This is a genomic window from Enterobacter sp. BNK-16, assembly GCF_048684955.1.
In the GTDB taxonomy this organism is placed as follows: domain Bacteria; phylum Pseudomonadota; class Gammaproteobacteria; order Enterobacterales; family Enterobacteriaceae; genus Enterobacter; species Enterobacter bugandensis.
This window is the reverse complement of record NZ_JBLQTQ010000001.1, coordinates 2,100,874-2,124,224: the sequence shown is the minus strand read 5'-3', so window position 1 is coordinate 2,124,224 and position 23,351 is coordinate 2,100,874. Positions and strand designations below refer to the sequence as shown.

General features: G+C 51.8%; 21 protein-coding genes and 1 tRNA gene. 4 read left to right on the top strand and 18 right to left on the bottom strand.

Annotated elements, in window-relative coordinates:
* Positions 1-510: 510 nt before the first annotated feature.
* The 5 genes from ACMGGH_RS10145 to proB form a co-directional block, all read right to left on the bottom strand.
* Positions 511-3,060 (bottom strand): SIR2 family protein, encoded by a 2,550-nt coding sequence (locus ACMGGH_RS10145; RefSeq protein WP_248236966.1) that lies wholly within the window; start codon positions 3,058-3,060, stop codon positions 511-513.
* Positions 3,061-3,746: 686 nt separating this feature from the next.
* Positions 3,747-4,073, bottom strand: coding sequence for a hypothetical protein (locus ACMGGH_RS10140; RefSeq protein WP_420299117.1), 327 nt, complete (start codon positions 4,071-4,073; stop codon positions 3,747-3,749).
* Positions 4,074-4,625: 552 nt separating this feature from the next.
* Positions 4,626-4,701 (bottom strand) — tRNA-Thr (locus tag ACMGGH_RS10135).
* A 111-nt stretch (positions 4,702-4,812) separates the two neighbouring features.
* Complete coding sequence (gene proA / locus ACMGGH_RS10130) at positions 4,813-6,066, bottom strand: glutamate-5-semialdehyde dehydrogenase (protein WP_232948733.1); 1,254 nt, start codon at positions 6,064-6,066, stop codon at positions 4,813-4,815.
* Positions 6,067-6,077: 11 nt separating this feature from the next.
* Entirely contained in the window at positions 6,078-7,181 is a 1,104-nt protein-coding gene (gene proB / locus ACMGGH_RS10125; RefSeq protein ID WP_014882684.1) for a glutamate 5-kinase, read from the bottom strand.
* A gap of 305 nt (positions 7,182-7,486) precedes the next feature.
* Here proB and phoE point away from each other — a divergent pair, with 305 nt between their 5' ends.
* Positions 7,487-8,539, top strand: a complete 1,053-nt coding sequence (gene phoE, locus ACMGGH_RS10120) for a phosphoporin PhoE (RefSeq protein ID WP_232948732.1) — start codon at positions 7,487-7,489, stop codon at positions 8,537-8,539.
* 111 nt (positions 8,540-8,650) lie between these two features.
* Here the strand turns inward: phoE and crl are convergent, their stop codons facing one another.
* The 3 genes from crl to gpt form a co-directional block, all read right to left on the bottom strand.
* A complete protein-coding gene (gene crl / locus ACMGGH_RS10115) occupies positions 8,651-9,052 on the bottom strand; it encodes a sigma factor-binding protein Crl (RefSeq protein ID WP_008500249.1) in 402 nt (133 codons plus the stop codon).
* Between the two features lie 57 nt (positions 9,053-9,109).
* The gene (frsA, locus tag ACMGGH_RS10110) at positions 9,110-10,354 is read right to left on the bottom strand and encodes an esterase FrsA (RefSeq protein ID WP_028012084.1); all 1,245 of its coding nucleotides are present in this window, start codon (positions 10,352-10,354) and stop codon (positions 9,110-9,112) included.
* A 104-nt stretch (positions 10,355-10,458) separates the two neighbouring features.
* A complete protein-coding gene (gene gpt / locus ACMGGH_RS10105) occupies positions 10,459-10,917 on the bottom strand; it encodes a xanthine phosphoribosyltransferase (RefSeq protein ID WP_003863205.1) in 459 nt (152 codons plus the stop codon).
* A gap of 260 nt (positions 10,918-11,177) precedes the next feature.
* Here gpt and pepD point away from each other — a divergent pair, with 260 nt between their 5' ends.
* Positions 11,178-12,635 carry a cytosol nonspecific dipeptidase gene (gene pepD, locus ACMGGH_RS10100; RefSeq protein ID WP_232948731.1) on the top strand — a complete coding sequence of 486 codons (1,458 nt, stop codon included), beginning with the start codon at positions 11,178-11,180 and terminating at the stop codon, positions 12,633-12,635.
* Between the two features lie 55 nt (positions 12,636-12,690).
* Here pepD and dinB read toward each other — a convergent pair whose 3' ends face one another.
* Complete coding sequence (gene dinB / locus ACMGGH_RS10095; protein ID WP_041911133.1) at positions 12,691-13,749, bottom strand: DNA polymerase IV; 1,059 nt, start codon at positions 13,747-13,749, stop codon at positions 12,691-12,693.
* Between the two features lie 158 nt (positions 13,750-13,907).
* Here dinB and ACMGGH_RS10090 point away from each other — a divergent pair, with 158 nt between their 5' ends.
* Positions 13,908-14,771 (top strand): glycerophosphodiester phosphodiesterase family protein, encoded by an 864-nt coding sequence (locus ACMGGH_RS10090; protein WP_232948730.1) that lies wholly within the window; start codon positions 13,908-13,910, stop codon positions 14,769-14,771.
* A gap of 30 nt (positions 14,772-14,801) precedes the next feature.
* On the opposite strand, the gene nqrM is transcribed toward ACMGGH_RS10090, so the two are convergent.
* Genes nqrM through ACMGGH_RS10055 form a run of 7 tightly spaced genes read right to left on the bottom strand, consistent with a single transcriptional unit; the run spans position 14,802 to position 20,841 of the window.
* On the bottom strand, positions 14,802-15,002 hold the full coding sequence (nqrM, locus tag ACMGGH_RS10085) for a (Na+)-NQR maturation NqrM (protein WP_041911135.1): 201 nt from the start codon (positions 15,000-15,002) through the stop codon (positions 14,802-14,804).
* 2 nt (positions 15,003-15,004) lie between these two features.
* Positions 15,005-16,228, bottom strand: a complete 1,224-nt coding sequence (gene nqrF / locus ACMGGH_RS10080) for an NADH:ubiquinone reductase (Na(+)-transporting) subunit F (RefSeq protein WP_045259789.1) — start codon at positions 16,226-16,228, stop codon at positions 15,005-15,007.
* 10 nt (positions 16,229-16,238) lie between these two features.
* A complete protein-coding gene (nqrE, locus tag ACMGGH_RS10075) occupies positions 16,239-16,835 on the bottom strand; it encodes an NADH:ubiquinone reductase (Na(+)-transporting) subunit E (protein WP_003863217.1) in 597 nt (198 codons plus the stop codon).
* 6 nt (positions 16,836-16,841) lie between these two features.
* On the bottom strand, positions 16,842-17,480 hold the full coding sequence (locus ACMGGH_RS10070) for an NADH:ubiquinone reductase (Na(+)-transporting) subunit D (RefSeq protein WP_028012078.1): 639 nt from the start codon (positions 17,478-17,480) through the stop codon (positions 16,842-16,844).
* Complete coding sequence (locus tag ACMGGH_RS10065; protein ID WP_045259788.1) at positions 17,473-18,267, bottom strand: Na(+)-translocating NADH-quinone reductase subunit C; 795 nt, start codon at positions 18,265-18,267, stop codon at positions 17,473-17,475. The genes ACMGGH_RS10070 and ACMGGH_RS10065 overlap by 8 nt, the downstream gene beginning before the upstream one ends.
* Positions 18,260-19,495 (bottom strand): NADH:ubiquinone reductase (Na(+)-transporting) subunit B, encoded by a 1,236-nt coding sequence (locus tag ACMGGH_RS10060; RefSeq protein WP_232948729.1) that lies wholly within the window; start codon positions 19,493-19,495, stop codon positions 18,260-18,262. The genes ACMGGH_RS10065 and ACMGGH_RS10060 overlap by 8 nt, the downstream gene beginning before the upstream one ends.
* A 2-nt stretch (positions 19,496-19,497) precedes the next feature.
* Complete coding sequence (locus tag ACMGGH_RS10055) at positions 19,498-20,841, bottom strand: Na(+)-translocating NADH-quinone reductase subunit A (RefSeq protein WP_232948728.1); 1,344 nt, start codon at positions 20,839-20,841, stop codon at positions 19,498-19,500.
* 298 nt (positions 20,842-21,139) lie between these two features.
* Here ACMGGH_RS10055 and dpaA point away from each other — a divergent pair, with 298 nt between their 5' ends.
* Positions 21,140-21,880, top strand: coding sequence for a peptidoglycan meso-diaminopimelic acid protein amidase (gene dpaA, locus ACMGGH_RS10050; protein WP_041911140.1), 741 nt, complete (start codon positions 21,140-21,142; stop codon positions 21,878-21,880).
* Here the strand turns inward: dpaA and ACMGGH_RS10045 are convergent.
* Both ACMGGH_RS10045 and lpcA read right to left on the bottom strand, forming a co-directional pair.
* Positions 21,851-22,618 (bottom strand): class II glutamine amidotransferase, encoded by a 768-nt coding sequence (locus tag ACMGGH_RS10045; protein WP_028012073.1) that lies wholly within the window; start codon positions 22,616-22,618, stop codon positions 21,851-21,853. The two genes, dpaA and ACMGGH_RS10045, sit on opposite strands and share 30 nt — an antisense overlap.
* 47 nt (positions 22,619-22,665) lie before the next feature.
* Entirely contained in the window at positions 22,666-23,244 is a 579-nt protein-coding gene (gene lpcA / locus ACMGGH_RS10040) for a D-sedoheptulose 7-phosphate isomerase (RefSeq protein WP_003863232.1), read from the bottom strand.
* Between the last annotated feature and the right edge of the window lie 107 nt (positions 23,245-23,351).

Below are 23,351 nucleotides of genomic sequence, written 5' to 3'. Positions count from 1 at the left end.
GGGCTATACCGGCCTTTAGCATGAAGCGCTCAGCATTGTGAACGCTGCGCTACGCCTGGCATGAAAAAACTTCTATCATTGCTTTTTCCGTTACCGCATTCAGTCTGGCGAATGTTTGCTTCCTGCTAATTTGGATCCGAATAGTTGAAGATAACGTTCATTAAATCCGTCTCTGCTTCAACCTGAGCATGAAACGCAACAGTTGAATGCTCAAGCATGCGCTTAGAATTGATGCAAATTTGGGAGCTTTTTTCCCAAATCTGCCCCATCGTGCAGATAATAAGGGAGCTAATGATGCGTAACTTTTTGAGAGAACTGGTGCCGATAATAGGAACAAAACACAAAACAAAACCCGTTTTTTTTAATGTTTCTTATTTCACTGATGAAATTGATACCCCCAAAAGTACCCCCAATGATTTTTTTTCGAATAGTCAACGCATTATCTTAAGGTTAGTTTCTTCTAACTTACTAAAGCATTAGAGCCTGTAAGAAACAGGCTCTAATCAAGAGTTATTTTTTACCTTTAGGTCTATTTTCCTGTATATTTTCCACTATCATTTTTAAATTGCCACGCAACTTATCGAGCCAATTTACACCAATTTTATAAGTTAAATCCTCAACCAACTCAGGGTTTTCTGATTCTTTTATAATACGTTTTACAGCGTGCTCATAAAATACCTTTTGTTTAGCATTAAATGTTGGATAAACTTTTTCATATATGTCCCTATATCTATGCACCTGACGGTATTTATAAATATCATTTGGAATAATTCGTATAAGGTTGTCACCGGCCTCAAACTCAAGGAACGCTTCATTTCCAGTTTTTGTAAGAGAGACCAAAAGATGTAATCTTGCACGCTGCGTATCAATATTTTTTGTATGATAGTTATCTTTTCTTGCAGCCAAGGAATAGGCAGTAGCTAAATATCTATCAGCACTTGGATAGTCTTTGAATGGTATCATAGACATTGCATATTGTACCCAGAAATGCGGATCATTTATTAGATTAGGAATAATATGTTTAACTTTCTCATAAAAATAATTTATTTCCACACGTCTTTGTGGGAGAAGCTTTTCAATAATAGAGAATCTCAGTAGAGCAGTAATCAAAGTTTGTAATCTATGATCTTTTGCATCTTTATTAATGACATGCAAATGCTCAATAACCTTAAGCAATTGATTTACAACATACTTATGTTCAAAAACATTTGCTATAAGGAATCTAGACAACGTGCTAGATTTAGTTTTAACCATGCCATTACTTATGATGAATAAGTTTTTAACACCTTCATTTTCAGTAAACTCCGCGCTGTAAATTTTTTCATTAACCGCCACATCTGAAATTAAAGATCTTACCAATGGGAGACCTATGACATCTAATAATAGAATGGCAAAAACTGTTTCTTTATAGTCTTTATCATTCAGTGCAAGATTAGATATTTCTCGAATTCTAGATTGTATAGCTTCGGATTTGAGGATTGATAATAGCAAGAACGAAAGTTGGCTCCTAGCATTTTCATCAAGTTCTGATAATTTTTCATGCCTAGAAAGCCCTGCTTTTTCGCCCCATCCCCCTAAGTGATCAACTATATGTACGAAATTATCAACTTCGGAATCTGATAAATAATCGACGCTATGAGTTTTAAAACTGCTCATATCCATCGTTAATAAATGTTGCTTAGTATTTTCATAGCCAAAATGACGCGTAGTCAATACAAGCTGTATATTGTCCTTACGGTTTTCTATGGCATAACGAGTATCATCAATGCAGTTACTATAATCATCTATGAAAATAATAATTTTTTGCCCCAACTTGGATAATCGTTCAATGTCCTTACTGAAGCTAAATTCATTATATAAATAATAAAAACAGAGATATCCTTTCCTTGATAATTTCGACATTAACATTCGAGTCATTATACTTTTGCCATTACCTAAATCGCTGGCAATTAAAATATCATTGTCTGTTTCAATATGTTCAATAATCTTACTAATTTCTTCACGTAAAATTATCTTGTCTTGCATATTATCATTGAGAGTGACTTCATCTATATAACGATCGCTCACTTTCCCAAAGATCATAAAATTGGCGATGTCATTATCTCTTATTTCATCATATTCCTCTCCAGGAATATAGAGCTCTAAAGAATTTATCAAACCAACTTCTTTGTCTTGATGTGATTCTTCAATGCACTTGGCAGAAATATGGGAAAAGGCGTTCACACCTATATTTATCACTTCTCCAAACATGGCTAACTTATAATTTTGGAATTTGGTGGTGCCTTCCCTAGTAATAAAAAAGGTTTTACTTTTAATAGAGGAATCATTAAAGAAAATTTTCTGAATATCAATGTCATACATCGAATACCCAAGAAAAACTATAGCACTTGCATTGTCTATATCGGCTTTAAACTGCCTATACCAGCTCGATGTTAGGAACTGCTCCGGAGAAAGATAGGATGATGTTGTTAGTTTTATAGCAGAATCAAGATCGCTTTCTTTTGAACGCTCAATTCTTCCATTGATGTGGAGGCAGATATCTTCAGCTGATTTGTACTGATTTGGTGCATCTTCGAGCGTTAGAGGTGTGACCGATTTTCCTGATTTAATTAAAGAAAGTTCAATAGCATTGTCATAGTTTGTAGTGTATATCCTTCGCCACTTCATACTGAAGATATCTATCTGCTCTTGCGTAACATCTTTAATTGTATAATTATCTTTAAGTAATTGTAGTAGTTCGTCTTTTTGAGGGATATTGTTAAGAAAGAAATCTGAAGCCACCATTAAATCATCACATTGTTTAATTTCTTCAACATAATGAGAGTCGGCACCAATTTCTTTTAAATAGTTTGCTGACTTATTTGAAATTTGCAAAGCAAGATCTTTCGCTAAAGGCGGGGTACTTCCAATTATGTTTATTGATTCTTTTGAAAATCCTGCACCTACAAATACAATGGCATTACCTGTTGAAATCAATCTTTTGAGGCGTTCAGACGTTTCATCGCTTATTAATTCGTTAGCTGAATTTGCAAGCTTAAGGCTATTTAACATAGCATCCATATTTATCTCCATATAAAACGAATTTACTTGAAATATAGTCGAAAATTACTTTAAAAGATCCTATTTACACAAATAACATACAATCTATTTCCCAGTTTCACAAGGGCGTATTTAGCGAAATCAAGCACTACGATAAAGCAGGGTCCTGTTTACCTAAAACAAATAATATCCATAAAATTCAATACATTAAAGATTTCAGATCACGTAAAAATCTTCTATAGATTCATAGTAAAGATGTGATTTTAGATAAGGCATGCAACCCTTCTATGAAAGTGTCACTTGAAAGCAACTGTAACTTAGAGCGCTTGTAGCAAAAAATCCCCCACTGGCGGTGGATGACAAGTTTTGACAACTCAGTCTGTACGCCAGCGTCCGGGCCAACCAGAACAGTGATCTGAATGAAGCTCGAGGATGGTTGCAAAGGGGGAGTGCTTAACACCTCCTCTCCTGTGTTCCCGCATCTGAAGTTTTCTAAAGGGGTAGCGGTTGACACTTTCCTCCTAGTTTTCCCTAGTAAGGCATAACAAACCATAACAGGCTGACACCTGCCCTGCTTCACATCAGCCCTTTACACGTTAGCTGCAGCTGTTGTGCGTGAGCGTTAGGATCCGTTAGGTTCGGTTGACACTTTTCCCTGTTTTTCACGAAAAAGTGTCAAGTTAGAGGAATTAGGTTTGGCCGAGGGTTTACAGTTTCTCACCTGCCAGCAGACAGAGTGCCTTTAATCTTGTTTCGCTCCAGTCATCCTGGGTGTCGGGATGCATTGCGGCCACATAGGCCAGCTCGGAACGCAGGAAACGCAGACCACCAGCCATGTGATCTTTCCCATAGAAGCTGTGGGTTTCTTCATCCAGCCGGAAGAGAATCAGCAGTTGTTCATCGAGCTCATGCTGAACATCAAAACCCAGCTCAGCGGCTGCGGCCTCAATTCGCTGGCCAGCATCAATAACAGCCGGCAACTCTTTCCCGCCGTCATGCTTCCATACCCATGCTGCGGCCTGCGCCCACGTCATTTCAGTTTGGTGTTCGCCAGCACCAGCAGAATTTTTTAAGCCTGCGATGCGTCAACATCCACTTTATCGCCTGAAATAACGATTTCACCGCGCGCTATCCTGCCGTAAACAGTTTGCCGGCTGACGCCCATACGCCTGGCGTAGGCTGATTTACTTAATAGCATCGTGATGTTTCCCTCCAGGCAGAAAAAAGCCGCCCTCAGGCGGCCTGCTTCTCTTCTGAATGTGTCTGCCGCTGGCTGCCTTGAGCATCGCGCTGACATGTTCTCTTAACTAATCAAGGCCAGGAATGAGTAGATGCCAATGATTTAACCGATGCGCGTTTATTTCTCAGGTAATCGAGAATGTTTGCTTCCTGCTAATTTGGATCCGAATCGTTGAAGATAACGTTCAGTAAATCAGTCTCTGCTTCAACCTGAGCAGGAGAAGACGCAACAGTTGAATGCTCAAACATGCGCTTAGAATTGATGCGAATTTGGAAGCTTCTTTCCCAAATCTTCCCCATCGTGCAGATAAGAAGGGAGCTAATGATGCGTAACTTTTTGAGAGAACTGGTGCCGATAATAGGAGTCGAACCTACGACCTTCGCATTACGAATGCGCTGCTCTACCAACTGAGCTATATCGGCCCTGAGAGGCCGGTTACGAGTGTAACCACGGGGCAAAAGGTTAGATCTAACCGGGTGATGCGTCAATGCCCTTTTGAATCAAACGGCTATTTTTGCATCACCCGTGACTATTTACGCACGAATCGTATCGTCACCGAAGCCGATCCACTTATAGGTGGTCAGCGCTTCAAGACCCATCGGACCGCGCGCGTGCAGTTTCTGCGTGCTGACCGCCACTTCTGCGCCAAGTCCAAACTGGCCGCCGTCCGTGAAGCGGGTGGAGGCGTTCACATATACCGCAGAGGAATCCACTTCATTCACAAAGCGATCGGCATTGCGCAGCGTACGCGTCAGGATCGCGTCAGAATGCTGCGTGCCGTGTTCACGAATGTGCGCAATAGCGTCGTCGAGATCCGCAACCACCTTCACGTTCAGATCCAGCGACAGGAACTCGTCGTCGTACTGCTCCGCTTTTACGGGAACCACGCTAGCCGGGCCACTCTGGAGCAGCGCGAGGGCATTGGGATCAGCGTGCAACGTCACCCCGCTCTCCGCCATCTGTTTGCTCAGGGCTGGCAGGAAAGTACTCGCAATCCCCTGGTGCACCAGCAGCGTTTCTACGGTGTTACAGGTGCTTGGACGCTGAGTTTTGGCGTTGACGATAATCTTCAGCGCTGGCTCAATTTCGGCGCTGTCGTCCACCACGATATGGCATACGCCGATGCCGCCCGTGATGACCGGAATGGTCGACTGCTCACGGCACAGCTTGTGCAGGCCCGCGCCACCGCGTGGGATCAGCATGTCGATGTATTTGTCCATGCGCAGCATCTCGTTGACCAGCGCGCGGTCAGGGCTCTCAATCGCCTGCACGGCCCCCGCCGGCAAGCCGCACTCTTCCAGCGCCTGCTGGATGACTTTCACCGTCGCGGCGTTGGTGCGCCAGGTCTCTTTCCCACCGCGCAAAATGGCGGCATTACCGGTTTTCAGGCACAGGGAAGCGACGTCAACCGTCACGTTTGGACGGGCTTCATAAATCACGCCGATGACGCCGAGCGGCACGCGGCGACGCTCCAGACGCAAACCGCTGTCGAGCAGCCCACCGTCAATCACCTGTCCTACCGGGTCGGCCAGATTACAAACCTGACGAACATCGTCGGCGATACTTTTAAGACGAGCCGGGTTCAGCGCCAGGCGGTCGAGCATCGCTTCGCTCAGGCCGTTTCGACGCGCTTCCAGCAGATCCTGCTCGTTGGCAAGCAAAATGTCCTGAGACTGTGCTTCCAGATAATCAGCGATTTTTTCCAGCACGCGGTTTTTCTCGCGGCTGGAAAGGAGCGCCAGTTTGTAAGAGGCGGCCTTCGCGGCTGCGCCCATTTGTTCCAGCATGTTCTGGCTCCTTAACGAATAATCATGTCATCGCGATGCACGGCAACCGGGCCATATTCATAGCCCAGAATAGCGTCGATCTGCTGCGAGTGGTGGCCCGCAATGCGGCGCAGGGCATCGCTGTTATAGCGGCTTACGCCATGCGCGATGTCGCGACCTTCAAGGTTACGGATGCGGATCACTTCACCACGGGAGAAGTTGCCTGTCACGCTTTTAATTCCTTTAGGAAGCAATGAACTCCCTCGTTCCAGAATCGCCGCGGTTGCCCCTTCATCAACGGTGAGTTCACCGGCAGGCGGCGCGCCAAAGATCCAGCGCTTACGGTTCTCCAGCGGGGATTCCTGGGCGTGGAAGCGGGTGCCGACGGAAATGCCTTCCATCACGTCGCCAATCACGCCAGGGCGGCTGCCCGCGGCAATGATGGTGTCGATACCGGCGCGGCACGCCACGTCGGCGGCCTGCAGCTTGGTCCCCATCCCGCCCGTTCCGAGGCCGGACACGCTGTCACCGGCGATGGCGCGCAGCGCATCGTCGATACCATGAACATCGGTAATCAGCTCGGCTTCCGGGTTGGAGCGCGGGTCGGCGGTGAACAGCCCCTGCTGATCGGTCAGAAGCAGGAGTTTATCGGCCCCGGCCAGAATGGCGGCCAGCGCAGAGAGGTTATCGTTATCGCCCACTTTTATTTCAGCGGTGGCAACGGCATCGTTTTCGTTGATAACGGGAACAATATTGTTGTCCAGCAGCGCGCGCAGGGTATCGCGGGCGTTCAGGAAGCGCTCCCGGTCTTCCATATCCGCACGCGTCAGCAGCATCTGCCCGACGTGAATACCGTAGATAGAGAACAGCTGTTCCCAGAGTTGAATGAGTCGGCTTTGTCCCACGGCGGCCAGCAGCTGTTTAGAGGCGATCGTCGCGGGGAGTTCGGGGTAACCCAGGTGTTCACGCCCGGCGGCAATCGCCCCGGAGGTCACAATCACAATACGGTGCCCTGCGGCATGCAGCTGAGCGCACTGGCGTACAAGCTCAACAATGTGGGCGCGATTTAGGCGGCGCGATCCGCCTGTTAACACACTGGTACCGAGTTTTACCACCAGCGTCTGGCTGTCACTCATGATTCTCTGCCGTTCAACGATAAGGGAAAGTAATGTCGAACGAACGTTTTAACAGGAGTCAGCCCGGTTGCCAACTGCCTTAGTGCATCACCAGGCACTTTGTTGCGCGGGATCAGGAAGCGTAGCGGCAGAATTTGACAAATTTATTACCGTAATAATAAATCACAGTTTTTTAAAATTATTCTTAGTTTGTCATAAAAGTTTCATTCCAGAACGATAAAACCCTTCCTGTTTTTTCACGGGACTTAAGCATCAGCTTATCGTCCAGCGAATTTTTAAAGCGCGTTTATAAGACAGGATCGAAAATGAAAAAGAGCACTCTGGCATTAGTGGTTATGGGCGTGGTGGCTTCCGCATCTGTTCACGCAGCAGAAGTTTATAATAAAAACGGTAATAAACTGGACGTGTACGGCAAAGTGAAAGCTATGCACTATATCAGTGATGATGACACCAAAGATGGTGACCAGACTTACGTTCGTTTCGGTTTTAAAGGCGAAACCCAGATTAACGATCAGCTGACGGGCTATGGCCGTTGGGAAGCTGAATTCGCAGGAAACAAAGCTGAAAGCGACTCCTCGCAGAAAACACGTCTGGCGTTCGCCGGTATTAAACTGAAAGACTTTGGTTCACTGGATTACGGTCGTAACCTGGGCGCGCTTTATGACGTCGCGGCATACACCGATATGTTCCCTGAGTTCGGCGGTGACGGCCTGGCACAGACCGACAACTTCATGACGAAACGTGCCTCCGGACTGGCCACCTACCGCAATACCGACTTCTTTGGCATGGTAGACGGTCTTGATATGACCCTGCAGTACCAGGGCAAAAACGAAAACCGCGACGTGAAAAAGCAGAACGGTGACGGCTTTGGTACGTCTCTGGCCTACGACTTCGGCGGCAGCGATTTCTCCGTCATTGGTGCTTATGCTAGCTCCGATCGCACCAACGCGCAGAACCTGCAGGCGCGCGGTGAAGGTAAAAAAGCCGAGGGCTGGGCAACCGGTCTAAAATACGACGCGAACGATATTTACCTGGCCACTATTTATTCTGAAACCCGCAATATGGCCCCTATCTCCGGTGGTTTTGCAAATAAAGCGCAAAACTTCGAAGTGGTTGCACAATATCAGTTTGACTTTGGTCTGCGCCCATCCGTGGGTTATGTACAGTCCAAAGGTAAAGATATCGAAGGCATTGGCGACGAAGATATCGTGAAATATATTGACGTGGGCGCCACGTATTACTTCAACAAAAACATGTCCGCGTTTGTTGATTATAAAATCAACCAGATTGACGACGATAATAAGCTGGGCGTGAGCAACGATGATATCGTTGCGCTGGGTGTGACGTATCAGTTCTAAGATTATCCAGATAAGAAAATCCCGGCATACAAGCCGGGATTTTTTTGCCCAGGGTAAATGCGGTCTGCTGCCCTCCCCCCGACCCTCTTCCACAGGAAGAGGGAGAAACCATTACGCGGTCAGCTTCACCGCTTCGCTGGAAAAGTCATCCGCAGGCTCGAACTTAAGGTCCAGGGTGGCCAGCAGCGCGCTCGCTTTGTCGTGGAACTCTTTCAGGGTGTATTCCAGGCGATCGATCACTTCCTGATCTTTGATGGTAGTAGCCTGCCAGTTGCCGTCTTTGTTAAACAGGCCAAACTGATAGCTATACGTAAAACGTTTCTCCTCTGCTTCCATTTCCATCCACCAGCCCCAGAATTCACGTTTTTCGGGTGCAGGCTTCACGTTGACGCATACAGCCAGGCAGTCGAAAAAAAAGCGATTCTCTTCACACTGCTCTTCTCGAATATACGGGCCGAGAGCCATAAATTTCTTGATCAGCCTACTTTTCGGGTGTCCACTCGGTAACGTCATTGCGATCTCCTTTTGTGAAGCCACTGTTTTACCAAACCAGCGAAATTTAGCAATCTATTAACACACTCTCTGGGCGATCCAGCGCGTGATCTCTTTCAAGGCTTTGTCAAAATTCTGATACACCGGGCTGAACGGCACCTCAAGCAATTTGCCATCCGCAGATGACGAAGTGATTAAGCGCGACTCTTCTTCCGGGCTGAACGGATCGTTTTTCCAGAAACCGGACAGCATCGGCGTCGGGCAGCGGCGTCCAAGCAACCCTTGCGTTTTTAACGAGTAGCGATTGAGTTCGACGCGCAGCGCTTCGTCTGAGGCATCATGCATGCCAAGTCGACTGGCAAGGACGTCCAGATACATCTCCGGCACGCTGCCCTGACGGGCAGGATCGCTGAGCAGGGCGTGAACCACCGGGCCCAGGCAGGCGACGGCCTTCAGACGTGAAGATTCAAGGTAAGCCAGACGCACCGCAACGTTGGCACCAAAACGGAAGCCGAACGCCGCGACGCGGGTGTGGTCAACCCACGGAACATTTTCCAGCGCTTTAAGCGCATGCTGGTGCAGCAGGCTCGAATCCTGCGTTAACTTCCACTTCGATGAGAATCCAATAGAAGGCATATCGAGCGTCAGCATCGCGATCCCTTTTGGTGCGAAGTAGCGCTCATACAGGCTGTAATAGTCGATTTGCAGGGAATCCAGCCCGCCGCACATTAGCACGGTCGGGAACGGGCCGTCGCCTTCAGGCATGTGCAGGAACCCGGTGACGGGCGCACCGCCCGGAACGGCGAACTCAAGCTCGCGCATCTGACCCGGCAGACGTTGAGCAGCCTCCTCATAGGCACGATTCGCCAGCGCCTGAGCCTGCTCGGCCAGCTCATCCCCTTTCAAATGCGGATAGGCGGCGATGGCGTAGAGGTTGGCCGCATGCAGCCAGTGCTTGCCGCTTCGCGTGGCATCCTCTTCCTGGCTGGCTTTTTGCTGCCAGAGCATCGCCTGTTTAGACCATTCGTAGATCCAGTTCCCGCCCCGGTAGCCCACCACCGTGTCGTAGAGCTCACTGTCAGTACGCTCCGACTCGCTCATTACGATACGCGCCTGCACGTCGAGGATTTCACGGGGATCGATACCGCGCCAGATCCACATCAGGCGGTTAATCATGCGATACCAGTGGGGCACGTTTTTACCGTCTAACGCAGACTGGACGGCAGGCATGGTTCCCGGATTAAACCGACGGACCAGCGTCGACGTTTCAGGGTGTTTGAAACGGGGTTTGAAAAGCGTCTCGGTGAGATTTGCCTGCGTCATTGCGTTGCCTCCATGGATACGTCATATAGTGCCCATTGTAACGCGTGGCGGGATAAAAAGAACAACGCCCGGCATAGCCGGGCGTGTAAAGTTACGTACTGAAATTAACGGCCTGAAATAGGCGGTACGAAGACCACGCCCATATCCCACGGCTGTTCAATCCAGGTATCCTGTGGGATATCAATGACGTAATCGTCAACCAGTGGGCGACCCGCTGGCTTAGCGAAGATCGTCACGAAGTGCGCTTTCGGGTACATTTCGCGAATTGCGACCGCTGTACCGCCGGTATCCACCAGATCGTCGATAACGATGAAGCCTTCACCGTCGCCTTCAGCGCGTTTCAGCACTTTCAGCTCACGCTGGTTATCATGGTCATAGCTGGAGATGCAGACGGTATCGACATGACGAATACCCAGCTCACGTGCCAGCAGCGCCCCCGGTACCAGACCGCCACGGCTGACGGCAATAATGCCTTTCCACTGTTCGGAAGGCATCAGACGCGCAGCCAGTTTGCGTGCGTGAATCTGCAACATGTCCCAGGTGACGACGTATTTTTCGCTCATGTGAAGTGTCCCAGCCTGTTTTTATACGGCTTAAAAAGTGTTCGAGGGGGAAATAGGTTGCGCGAGATTATAGAGATCTGGCGCACTAAAAACCAGTGTTTAGCGCTCCCTGCCTGAGTTTTTACATGCTTTATGCTACCAGCCAGCAGAGAAAGTGGTATTCTCAGTTGCATCTCGCAAGCCTGTCTTGTGGTAACTATTAACCTGCTAACCCTGTGGCCTGCAACCCTGTTTGCAGCGCCTCGACAAGGAGACTTATCGTGTCTGAACTGTCTCAATTATCTCCGCAGCCGCTGTGGGATATTTTTGCCAAAATTTGCTCCATTCCACACCCTTCCTACCATGAAGAACAGCTTGCCGAACATATTATGGGTTGGGCGAAGGAAAAAGGTCTGCACGCAGAGCGCGACCAGGTTGGCAACATTCTGATCCGCAAACCGGCTACCGCAGGCATGGAAAACCGTAAACCGGTTGTACTGCAGGCGCACCTGGACATGGTGCCACAGAAAAACAACGACACCGTTCACGACTTCACTAAAGACCCAATCCAGCCGTACATCGATGGCGACTGGGTAAAAGCGCGCGGCACCACCCTGGGCGCGGACAACGGCATCGGTATGGCCTCTGCGCTGGCGGTGCTGGCTGACGACAGCGTTGAACACGGTCCGCTGGAAGTGCTGCTGACCATGACCGAAGAAGCGGGCATGGACGGCGCGTTCGGTCTGCAGGCAAACTGGCTGCAGGCAGATATCCTGATCAACACCGACTCCGAAGAAGAAGGTGAGATCTACATGGGCTGCGCGGGCGGGATTGATTTCATCTCCACCCTGCCGCTGTCACGCGAAGCGATTCCTGCGGGCTTCCAGACCTTCAAGCTGACGCTGATAGGGCTGAAAGGCGGTCACTCCGGCGGTGATATTCACCTGGGCCTGGGTAACGCCAACAAACTGCTGGCACGCTTCCTGGCGGGCCACGCGGCCGAGCTGGACCTGCGTCTGGTGGACTTCAACGGCGGCACCCTGCGCAACGCGATCCCACGCGAAGCCTTTGCCACCGTGGCGGTGCCAGCGGCGAAAGCGGACGAGCTGAAAAAACTCTCCAGCGTCTACCTGGATATCCTGAAAAACGAACTGTCGGCGAAAGAGAAGAACCTGACCGTGGTGCTGGAATCCGTGTCTACGGATAAAGCCGCCCTGACCGGGCAGTCTCGCGATAGCTTCGTTCGGCTGCTGAACGCGACGCCAAACGGCGTGATTCGCAACTCTGACGTGGCGAAAGGCGTTGTGGAAACCTCTCTGAACGTGGGCGTGGTGACCATGAGCGACGACAGCGCGGAAATTATCTGCCTGATCCGCTCCCTGATCGACAGCGGTAAAGAGTATGTAGTAAGCATGCTGGAATCTCTGGGTGCGCTGGCGGGCGCGAAAACCTCCGCCAAAGGCAGCTACCCTGGCTGGCAGCCGGATGCAAGCTCTCCGGTGATGGCGCTGGTGCGTGAAACTTATCAGCGTCTGTTCAACAGCACCCCGAACATCCAGGTGATCCACGCGGGTCTGGAATGTGGTCTGTTTAAGAAGCCGTATCCGGACATGGACATGGTTTCCATCGGGCCAACCATTACCGGTCCACACTCGCCAGATGAGCAGGTTCATATTGAAAGCGTCGGTCATTACTGGACGCTGTTGACGGAACTGCTGAAGGCGATCCCTGCGAAGTAATTTGTCGTCTGTTGCCCGGCGGCGCTACGCTTGCCGGGCCTACGATGAGTGCAATCTACAATCCCAAAACCAGCTGACGCTCCAGCTGCGGATCCAGCAGCGTGACGTGCAGTCCCACCAGCCTCACCCCTCGTCCGCCTCGTCGTTCTTCCCACGCCTTTTTCGCCGTTGCGATAAGATCTTCTTTGTTCAGGCGCGGCCAGACGTGCTCCTGCGTCGTCTGCTGAAAGTCGTTAAATTTCAGCTTGATGCCCTGTCGGGCAATCAGTAAATCAGGCTTTACTTTGATCAGGCGTCGCTCCAGCTCCGGATAGAGCTGTTCCGTAATAATGGTTTCGCATTCCGACCAGTCATGGATGTCTTCGCTCAGCGTGCGCTCAACCCCGACCGATTTACGAAGCCGTTCGTTGTTTACATCGCGGTCGTCAATGCCCTGACTGCGCTCCCACAGCACGCGGCCAAACTTCCCAAAGCGCTTGAGCAGCATAGCCAGGTCGCTTCGCTGCACATCTTCGCAGGTGCGTAACCCCATACTTTCCAGCTTCGCGGCGGAGACTTTGCCTACGCCGGGGATTTTGCCAAGCGGCAGCGTTTTTAAAAACGCCGGGACCTCTTCAGGGGTGATGACGTACTGGCCGTTGGGTTTATTTAAATCGGAAGCAATTTTGGCGAGAAATTTTACCGGCGCGACGCCTGCCGACGCGGTGAGATTAAGCTCGTTGAAAATGGTCTGGCGGATCTCCTGCGCCATCAGGGTAGCGGAGCCGTGACAGTGCAGGCTGTCGGTGACGTCCAGATAGGCTTCGTCCAGCGAAAGCGGTTCAATCAGTGAGGTGTAGCGGGAGAAGATTTCGCGTATATGGTTTGACGCTTCTTTATAGGCGTCAAAGCGCCCGGGCAAAAGAGTAAGGTGCGGACACAGTTTTAGCGCCATCGCCGTCGGCATGGCGCTGCGCACGCCAAATTTGCGTGCAGGATAGTTGGCGGTGCTGATCACACCGCGCTGAACGCGGCTGCCGCCAATGGCGATGGGAATATCCCGCAGCGCCGGGTTGTCACGCATCTCCACTGCGGCAAAAAAGCAGTCCATATCGACATGGATTATTTTGCGCATCGGTCATACCACACATGTATTTATATACAGTATAACAAAAGGCAAAAAATGCGTCAGCTATTTTCCTTACTCACGGTTGTCATATAAACGTGTTACAAACATTCGTAAGAAAACCTTTATATACATACATTTAGGTAATCAATGGAGCGTAATTATTCATGAAGAAAATTCTCTCGATTTCGTTACTGTTTCTGGCGAGTGCTGCATCTGCTAGCCCTGCGATCGTTGCCCACCGGGGCGGGACTGCGGATGCACCTGAAAATACCCTGCCAGCCATTAAGCTCGCCCTCGAAAACAAAGCAGATATCGTCTGGATAACCGTGCAGTTAAGTCGGGATGGCGTACCGGTTCTCTATCGACCTGCCGATCTGAAAGCGTTAACCAATCTGCAGGGAAAGGTGTCACAGTATACCGCTGAAGAACTGGCAAAAGCGGATGCCAGCGTGAAGTGGAAAGATAAGGGCCTGCCGGAAAACCTGCTTAATTCCCCGATACCGAGGCTGAAGTCGGTGCTGAGCTCCTGGCCAAATACGCGTTTTTTCATTGACATAAAATCGCCGGATGCCGATCCGGCGACAATGGGCAGCAAGCTGCTTAACGTACTGAAAGAGACCAACAGCCTGAATCGCGTTCGCGTTTATTCAACCGAAGATCGCTATATGGAAGCATTGCCTGTCGAAATCCCCCGCTTTGTCACGCGCAGCGAAACCCGCACGCGTCTGGCCACGATTTCGTTGAGCCATGAATGCCTGCCTCCTTCACAAAAAATGGACGATTACTGGTATGGGCTTGAGTTAAACCGAAAAGTAGAAGTGGTCGAGAAATTCACCTTAGGCGAAGGTGTCTCTCCTGCAACATTAACGTGGGACAAAGAGGCCGTTGACTGCTTCCGCTCTCAGGGCAATGCCCATCTTATTTTTATCGGCGTGAACTCTGAAGAGGATTACCAGAAGGCGAAAACACTGGGTGCCGAAGGGGTTCTTGTAGACTCACCAGCCAAAGCCAAAAGCTGGGCAAAATAAATGATAAAGGCCGCACGGAGCGGCCTTTTCCTAGATGATCCTCTGCTGATCCCGGGCCATGCGTTTTTTACGGGCATCACAGGGCTCCGGGCAGTCGCACACCTTTTCCATTCCGATGGAAGAGATACCTCCACAACTGCCCTGAATGCTTTTACGCTTGATGATCCAGCCTAAAGACATACCAAACACCACCAACAAAAACACCGCAAAGGTTGCCAGAAAGGTCAACATTATTAGCCCCCGAAATCATCAAGGAGGATGTTTTCATCTTCCACGCCGAGATCTTTGAGCATCTTGATCACGGCGGCGTTCATCATTGGCGGACCACACATATAGAACTCGCAGTCTTCCGGTGCCGGGTGCTGTTTGAGGTAGTTTTCATACAGCACGTTGTGAATGAATCCCGTATAGCCCGTCCAGTTATCTTCCGGCTGCGGATCGGAGAGCGCCACGTGGAAGGTAAAGTTCGGATTCTCACGCGCCAGCTGTTCAAACTCATCGTCGTAGAACATTTCGCGCAGCGAGCGCGCACCGTACCAGAAGCTGATTTTACGCTTGCTGCCGAGCCGCTTGAGCTGGTCAAAGATGTGCGAGCGCATAGGGGCCATACCCGCACCGCCGCCGATAAAGACCATTTCGGCGTCGGTATCTTTAGCAAAAAACTCGCCGAACGGACCGGAGATCGTCACCTTGTCGCCTGGCTTAAGGGACCAGATATACGACGACATCACGCCAGGCGGCGCGTCAGGCACGTTTGGCGGCGGCGTGGCGATACGCACGTTGAGCATGATAATGCCCTTCTCTTCCGGGTAGTTAGCCATGGAATAGGCGCGCAGCGCGGGCTCTTTTACCTCGGAAACAAAGCGGAAGAGATTAAATTTATCCCAGTCAGCCCGGTACTCATCGGGCACGTCAAAGTCCGCATAGGCCACGGTGTGCGCCGGACACTCAATCTGGATATACCCACCTGCACGGAACGGGACGCTCTCCCCTTCAGGGACACGCAGCTTGAGCTCTTTAATAAACGTGGCTTTGTTATCGTTCGAGATAACCTCGCACTCCCATTTTTTCACGCCGAAGATCTCTTCCGGCAGCTCAATCTTCATGTTCTGACGCACCGCGACCTGGCACGCCAGGCGGCACCCCTCTTTCGCTTCACGCTTCGTGATATGCGACAGTTCAGTAGGCAGAATATCACCGCCCCCCTCTTTCACCGTCACACGGCACTGCCCGCATGAGCCGCCTCCACCGCAGGCTGACGAGACAAAAATCCCGTTGCCCGAGAGCGTATTAAGCAATTTGTCCCCTGCCGGAGTGCGGATCTGGTTCTGCGGATCGTCATTGATATCAATGATCACATCCCCGGAATTAACCAGCTTTGCGCGCGCCGCCAGAATCAGCCCTGACAGCACCAGTACTATCAGCGTGAACATCACCACGCCAAGAATAATTTCCATCTGTTAGCCCTTATAGCTGCACACCGGAGAAGGACATAAAGCCCAACGCCATCAGGCCGGTGGTGATAAAGGTGATCCCTAAGCCACGCAGCCCCGCAGGCACGTTGGCATATTTCATTTTTTCACGGATCCCCGCCATAGTGACAATCGCCAGCATCCAGCCGATACCGGAACCGAAGCCGTACACCACCGATTCACTGAAGTTGTAATCGCGCTGAACCATAAACGAGACGCCACCGAAGATGGCGCAGTTCACCGCGATCAGCGGCAGGAAGATCCCCAGAGCGTTGTACAGCGACGGGAAATACTTATCGAGGATCATCTCCAGGATTTGTACCAGCGCCGCAATCACCCCGATGAAGGTGATGAAGTTCAGGAAGCTAAGATCGACGCCTTCCACCAGCGCGCCGTCCCGCAGCACGAAGTTGAACACCAGGTTGTTAATCGGAACCGAAAGCCCCAGCACAACGGTGACCGCCACGCCCAGGCCAAATGCCGTCGAGACCTTTTTAGAGACGGCAAGGAACGTACACATGCCCAGGAAGAAGGCGAGCGCCATGTTTTCAACAAACACCGCGCGCACAAATAAACTCAGGTAATGAGCCATTGTCGGTTACTCCTTTTCCTGCTGTTCAGGCTTCAACGTACGAATCAGCCAGATCAGCAAACCGATAATGAAAAATGCGCTTGGGGCCAGCAGGAACAGGCCGTTCGGCAGATACCAGCCGCCGTTTTGTACCGTATCCAGCACCTGAACGCCAAACAGCTTGCCGCTGCCAATCAGCTCGCGCAGGAAACCGACCGTCAGGAGGATCACGCCGTAGCCCAGGCCGTTGCCGATACCGTCCATAAAGCTCGCCAGCGGCGGCATTTTCATGGCGTAGGCTTCAGCGCGCCCCATCACGATGCAGTTGGTGATAATCAGCCCGACAAACACCGAAAGCTGCTTCGAGGTTTCGTAGGCAAAAGCGCGCAGCAGCTGATCGACCACGATCACCAGCGAGGCGATGATCGCCATCTGCACGATGATCCTCACGCTGTTGGGGATGTGGTGGCGGATCATCGAGATAAACATGCTGGAAAACGCCGTCACCAGCGTTACCGCCAGCGTCATCACCACCGCCGTTTCCAGCTTGGTCGTTACCGCCAGAGCCGAGCACACACCCAGCACCTGCAGGGTTATCGGGTTATTGGCTAAAAGTGGGCCAATCAGCACCTTTTTAACTTCTTTCAGTTCACCCGTATCAGCCATTGTTCAGCGCTCCTTCACGTACGTTCTTCAGGAAGGGACCAAAGCCCAGTTCACCCATCCAGAAATCAAAACTGTGCTGCACCCCGTTAGAGGTGAGTGTGGCGCCGGAAAGACCGTCAACGGCGAATTCATCCCCAGGACGCGCGCCTCCTTTCACCACCTTCAGCGCAGGCTGACCGTTATCATTGAGCACTTTTTTACCGACAAACTGCGCACGCCAGTTAGGGTTTTCCACTTCGCCACCCAGCCCCGGCGTTTCGCCCTGATCGTAATAAGTAATACCTTTGACCGTGCGGCCATCGGTATCCAGTGCCACAAACGCATACATCATTGACCATAAGCCGTTGCCGTAGATGGGCAACACGATTTCCTGTATGCGCTTCTGCTCGTCACGGACGAGGTAAATCTCCGCGACATTGCTGCGGCGCTTAATGCCAGCCGGATCCTGCGAGGCGTCAAGCACGGTGCTCATCTGCGGATCCTTTAATGCCAGCGCCTGGTTATATTTCGCCGGGTCTTTATCCATCAGCTCGCCGGTTTTTAAATCCACCAGCCGTGCGGTAATGCGTTCAGCAAACACGGCCGCGACGTCGTCCTTCGTCATGCCTTCCTGCATCAGCCCGGCCACGGCCAGGATGTTGCGCTGTTTATCCAGCGCGCGCTGTTCCTGCTGCAGCGGTTTCAACCCTACGGCGGAACCGGCAACCACGATGGAACAGACCAGACACAGCACCAAAACCACCAGCAGCGTTTTGCTGATGCTGTCGTTATTTTTAACCTCAGCCACGCGCCTTCCTCCGCTTAATGTTGGCGCGCACGACCAGGTAGTCGAACAGCGGCGCAAACAGGTTGGCAAACAGAATGGCCAGCATCATCCCTTCCGGATAGGCCGGGTTGACCACGCGAATCAGTACACACATCACGCCAATGAGCGCGCCGTAGCACCATTTCCCCCTGTCGGTAAAGGAGGCCGAGACGGGATCGGTGGCCATGAACATCATGCCAAACGCAAAGCCTCCCAGCACCAGGTGCCAGTACCACGGCATGGAGAACATCGGGTTCGTGTCTGAACCAATGAAGTTGAACAGCGTGGCGGTAAGCACCATGCCGAGCATAACGCCCGCGACGATGCGCCAGGACGCCACGCGGCCAAAGAGGATGATGGCCCCGCCGATCAAAATCATCAGGGTAGATACTTCGCCAATAGAGCCCGGAATGTTGCCAAGAAACGCGTCGAACCAAGTTACGGGCTGGCCGGTAGCATTGTTGACCAGCGTTTCGCCGCCGCCTGCCGCCCACTGAGAAAGCGGCGTCGCGCCGGAGAAACCGTCCGCAGCCGTCCACACCAGGTCGCCCGAAATCTGCGCCGGGTAAGCAAAGAACAGGAACGCACGCCCCGCCAGCGCCGGGTTGAGGAAGTTACGTCCGGTGCCGCCGAAAATCTCTTTGGCAATCACCACGCCAAAGCTGATCCCCATTGCCGCCTGCCAGAGCGGTAGCGTGGGCGGAACAATCAGCGCAAACAGAATGGAGGTAACAAAGAAGCCTTCGTTGATCTCGTGTTTGCGGATGATGGCGAACAGCACTTCCCAGAAGCCGCCCACGATAAAAACGGTCATGTAGATCGGCAGGAAGAAGACGGCCCCCAGCGTCATCATGCTGACCCAGCCTGCATCAGCCGCAAAGCTGACGCCCAGCGACTGCGCCAGACGATAGTGCCAGTCAGACTGGATCACCTGCGCCAGCTGCTGGGCGTCGTACATATGATGCAGCGCCGGAATGGTTTGCAGACCAACGTTGTACATGCCCCAGAACATGGCCGGGAAAACCGCAAACCACACCAGGATCATCATGCGTTTCAGATCGATGGCATCGCGAACGTGCGCTGCCCCTTTCGTCACCAGACCCGAAGTGTAGAAAATAGTCGTCGTCGCTTCATACAGCGGGTAGTACTTTTTGAGCTTCCCTTCGGTAAAGTGCGGCTCAATTTTTTCAAAGAGGTGCTTTAATCCCATGGTTATCCTTCCTGCTCAATGCGGGTTAACACCTCGCGCAATACGGGTCCATATTCGTATTTACCCGGACACACATAGGTACAGAGCGCCAGATCTTCTTCATCCAGTTCCAGACAACCGAGCGCCTGCGCGCCGTCGGTATCGCCTGCCAGAAGATCGCGCAACAGCACGGTAGGCAGAATATCCAGCGGCATTACACGTTCGTAGTTGCCAATCGGAACCATCGCGCGCTCGCCGCCGTTCGTGCTGGTAGAGAAGTTAAAGAGCTTATGACGCAGAAAGTGGCCAAGCGTGGTGCGGGTGACAGAGTATTTTTCTGCGCCAGGCAGAACCCAGCCGAACAGCTCTTTCTCACGCCCTTCCAGAACGACGCTCACCTGAAGATGGAAACGTCCCAGGTACGCGTGCGCATTGACAGAGCGGCGGCCGCTGAGAACCGAACCGGAAATGAGGCGGTTTTCACCCTCTTTCGTTTCCCCTGCCAGCAGTTCATTAATGTCTGCTCCCAGAAGCGTCTTAACCAGACGCGGGTTTGCGGCCTGCGGCCCGCCGATAGCGATAATCCGTTCAGCGCAGAGTTCACCCGTCGTAAAGAGCTTACCGATGGCAATGACATCCTGATAATTAAGGTGCCAGACCTGTTTTTTAAGGCTCACCGGCTCAAGGAAGTGGATATGGGTCCCGACCAGACCCGCCGGATGCGGGCCGGAAAATTCATTAAACGTAACCTGTCCCTGCGGATGGCCGCCAAGCTTGCCGCCGCTGGCCTGGCAAACGTGCACTTTTCCGGGCGTCAGGCGAGTCAGAACGGTCAGCCCGGCATCAAAGGCTTTACGCTGCGCCAGGATAATGGGCTGCGGGTCTGCGCTGAGGGGGTTGGTGTCGATGGCCGTCACGAAAATGGCAGCCGGGGCGGTATCAGGAACAGGTGATTTGCTGAAAGGACGCGTACGCAGCGCCGTCCACAGGCCGGACGCGAGCAGCTGAGCCTGCACATCTTCGCGGCTAAGCGTCGCGAGGTCTGCCGCATCATAACGAGCAAACTCACGCTGTTCATCGCCTTCAATGCGGATTACCACCGACTGCAGCACGCGACGCTCGCCGCGGTTGATCGCTACCACGGTGCCGCTGGCGGGGGCCGTGAACATGACGCCGGGATTTTTTTTGTCTTCAAAGAGCGCCTGCCCTTTGATCACGCGATCGCCCTCCTGCACCAGCATTGAAGGACGCATGCCCAGATAATCGTCACCTAAAATTGCGACATGACGGACGCTTGCGCCACCCGAGACGTGCTGCTCAGGCACGCCTGCAATCGGCAAATTAAGTCCTTTTTTTATTTTAAACATGTGGTTAGCAGGTTTCCATAAACAACAATCCAGTGGGCGCAAAGTGTAACATTTTCCCCTTCTCTCGGGCAGGGGATCCACCGTCTGGCGCGCCAAAATGCGAGCTATTACGCAAAGTTCCTGGAGCCAGCGCGTTTTTGATGGTTTATAAAGTAAAACTAATTTGTAAACTCACCGCCCGGCTCTTGCGAAAATCTATAGCGGTGCTAATGTGAGCGCACCTAACAGAATAATCTGATTTCGGGTCTCTTTTGCCGTCCTGGCAAGTTAGTCCAGGTTTTATCAAGGAATTTGTAGTATGCGTAAAATCGCATTGTTCATTGCGATGCTTCTGATTCCGTGCATGTCGTTTGCCGGGCTGCTCAGCAGCAACAGCTCCACCACGCCGATCAGCAAAGAATATAAACAGCAGTTAATGGGATCCCCGGTTTATATTCAGATCTTCAAGGAAGAGCGCACGCTCGATCTGTTTGTAAAAATGGGCGAAACATATCAGCTGCTTGATAGCTACAAAATTTGTAACTATTCCGGCGGGCTGGGCCCGAAACAGCGTCAGGGCGATTTCAAAAGCCCGGAAGGTTTTTACAACGTTCAGCGTAACCAGTTAAAACCGGATAGCCGCTTCTATAAAGCCATCAACATCGGTTTCCCGAACGCCTATGACCGTGCTCACGGTTATGAAGGGAAATACCTGATGATCCACGGTGCCTGCGTGTCTGTCGGCTGCTACGCGATGACCGACTCCGGCATTGATGAGATTTTCCAGTTCGTAACCGGCGCACTGGTCTTTGGGCAGCCTAACGTTCAGGTCAGCATCTATCCGTTCCGCATGACCGATGCCAATATGGCGCGCCATAAGTACTCTTACTACGCCGATTTCTGGAAACAGCTGAAGCCGGGTTATGACTACTTTGAGCAGACCCACAAGCCGCCGGTAGTCTCTATCGTCGATGGCCGTTACGTGGTCAGCAAACCGCTGAGCCACGAAGTCGTCCACCCGCAGCTGGCGTCAAATTACACGGTCCCCGAGACAAAATAGCACCCACTCGCCTGGCATAATCTTTTGCCAGGTTTCGTTGCCCGTCAGCGGCTGCGTTGCAATAACGGTGACCACATCGTTCGGTGTGGTCTCCTTCTGAAAGTCTATCTCCACATCCTGATCGAGCAGCGTAGCAACGCCAAACGGCGCGCGGCGCGTGATCCAGAAGAGATTCGTCGAGCAGAACGCCATCACGTAGCGCCCGTCAGACAACAGCATGTTAAACACGCCTTTTTCACGCAATTCGGCTGCCAGCGTCGCGATGTATTTGAATACGGCGGCCATATTGCCGGGCGTGCGCGGATAACGTTCCGTCAGCTTATGCAGCAGCCAGCAGAAGGCCTTCTCGCTGTCCGTTTCGCCCACCGGACGGAAGTTGCCCGTTTCCAGAGATTTATAGCCCGTAAGCTGCCCGTTGTGCGCGTAGGTCCAGTTACGGCCCCACAGCTCGCGGGTAAAGGGATGGGTATTTTCCAGCGCAACTTCGCCGCGGTTTGCCTGGCGAATATGCGCGATCACCGAACAGGATTTAATTGGATAGTCCTGCACCAGTTTGGCAATCGGTGAGTTAAAGCTGGGCTGTGGATCTTTGAACGTGCGACACCCTTTGCCTTCATAGAAGGTGATGCCCCAGCCGTCTTTATGCGGCCCGGTTCCCCCACCGCGCTGAACCAGCCCGGTGAAGCTAAAGCAGATATCGGTTGGCACATTGGCGCTCATCCCGAGCAGTTCGCACATACATCACCTCCACAACAGCGGGGGGCACCGGTGCCCCCAGCGAAGTCTTACTTAACCATCTCTTTTTCGATCAGCTGGATCAGGATGTGGATCACTTTGATGTGAATTTCCTGAACGCGATCTGCATAGCCGAAGTGCGGAACGCGAATTTCGATATCCGCCGTACCGTCCATCTTACCGCCATCTTTCCCGGTCAGGGTGATGACCTTCATCCCTTTTTCACGCGCGGCGGCGATCGCTTTGATCACGTTCGCGGAGTTACCGGAGGTAGAGATACCCAGCAGCACGTCGCCTTCACGGCCTACTGCCTCAACGTAGCGGGAAAAGATGTGGTCGTAACCGAAGTCGTTGCCTACGCAGGAGATGTGGCTCACGTCGGAAATCGCAATCGCCGGGTAGCCCGGACGGTTTTCGCGATAGCGTCCGGTCAGCTCTTCGGCGAAGTGCATGGCGTCACAGTGGGAACCGCCGTTACCGCAGGAGAGCACTTTGCCACCGGCCTTAAAACTGTCGGCCAGCAGGACCGCCGCGCGCTGAATAGCGTGAATATTGGCATCATCTTTCAGAAAGTTCGCCAGCGTTTCCGCCGCTTCGTTCAGTTCGTTACGAATAAGATCCTGGTACATGAGGATAATCCTTCAGTATTGATGAAATAACACAGTGGAGTGTACCGGATAGCGGGAAAAGCGAGAAGCTAAAGCCATGCGAATCGTCCGGCGTTTTGATTTTTTGT

Bases quoted from the DNA above. Each gene is read 5' to 3' on its own strand.
- ACMGGH_RS10145 (WP_248236966.1), bottom strand. From the start codon at position 3,060: ATGGATGCTATGTTAAATAGCCTTAAGCTTGCAAATTCAGCTAACGAA.
- ACMGGH_RS10140 (WP_420299117.1), bottom strand. From the start codon at position 4,073: ATGACGTGGGCGCAGGCCGCAGCATGGGTATGGAAGCATGACGGCGGG.
- proA (WP_232948733.1), bottom strand. From the start codon at position 6,066: ATGCTGGAACAAATGGGCGCAGCCGCGAAGGCCGCCTCTTACAAACTG.
- proB (WP_014882684.1), bottom strand. From the start codon at position 7,181: ATGAGTGACAGCCAGACGCTGGTGGTAAAACTCGGTACCAGTGTGTTA.
- phoE (WP_232948732.1), top strand. From the start codon at position 7,487: ATGAAAAAGAGCACTCTGGCATTAGTGGTTATGGGCGTGGTGGCTTCC.
- crl (WP_008500249.1), bottom strand. From the start codon at position 9,052: ATGACGTTACCGAGTGGACACCCGAAAAGTAGGCTGATCAAGAAATTT.
- frsA (WP_028012084.1), bottom strand. From the start codon at position 10,354: ATGACGCAGGCAAATCTCACCGAGACGCTTTTCAAACCCCGTTTCAAA.
- gpt (WP_003863205.1), bottom strand. From the start codon at position 10,917: ATGAGCGAAAAATACGTCGTCACCTGGGACATGTTGCAGATTCACGCA.
- dinB (WP_041911133.1), bottom strand. From the start codon at position 13,749: ATGCGCAAAATAATCCATGTCGATATGGACTGCTTTTTTGCCGCAGTG.
- ACMGGH_RS10090 (WP_232948730.1), top strand. From the start codon at position 13,908: ATGAAGAAAATTCTCTCGATTTCGTTACTGTTTCTGGCGAGTGCTGCA.
- nqrM (WP_041911135.1), bottom strand. From the start codon at position 15,002: ATGTTGACCTTTCTGGCAACCTTTGCGGTGTTTTTGTTGGTGGTGTTT.
- nqrF (WP_045259789.1), bottom strand. From the start codon at position 16,228: ATGGAAATTATTCTTGGCGTGGTGATGTTCACGCTGATAGTACTGGTG.
- nqrE (WP_003863217.1), bottom strand. From the start codon at position 16,835: ATGGCTCATTACCTGAGTTTATTTGTGCGCGCGGTGTTTGTTGAAAAC.
- ACMGGH_RS10070 (WP_028012078.1), bottom strand. From the start codon at position 17,480: ATGGCTGATACGGGTGAACTGAAAGAAGTTAAAAAGGTGCTGATTGGC.
- ACMGGH_RS10060 (WP_232948729.1), bottom strand. From the start codon at position 19,495: ATGGGATTAAAGCACCTCTTTGAAAAAATTGAGCCGCACTTTACCGAA.
- ACMGGH_RS10055 (WP_232948728.1), bottom strand. From the start codon at position 20,841: ATGTTTAAAATAAAAAAAGGACTTAATTTGCCGATTGCAGGCGTGCCT.
- dpaA (WP_041911140.1), top strand. From the start codon at position 21,140: ATGCGTAAAATCGCATTGTTCATTGCGATGCTTCTGATTCCGTGCATG.
- ACMGGH_RS10045 (WP_028012073.1), bottom strand. From the start codon at position 22,618: ATGTGCGAACTGCTCGGGATGAGCGCCAATGTGCCAACCGATATCTGC.
- lpcA (WP_003863232.1), bottom strand. From the start codon at position 23,244: ATGTACCAGGATCTTATTCGTAACGAACTGAACGAAGCGGCGGAAACG.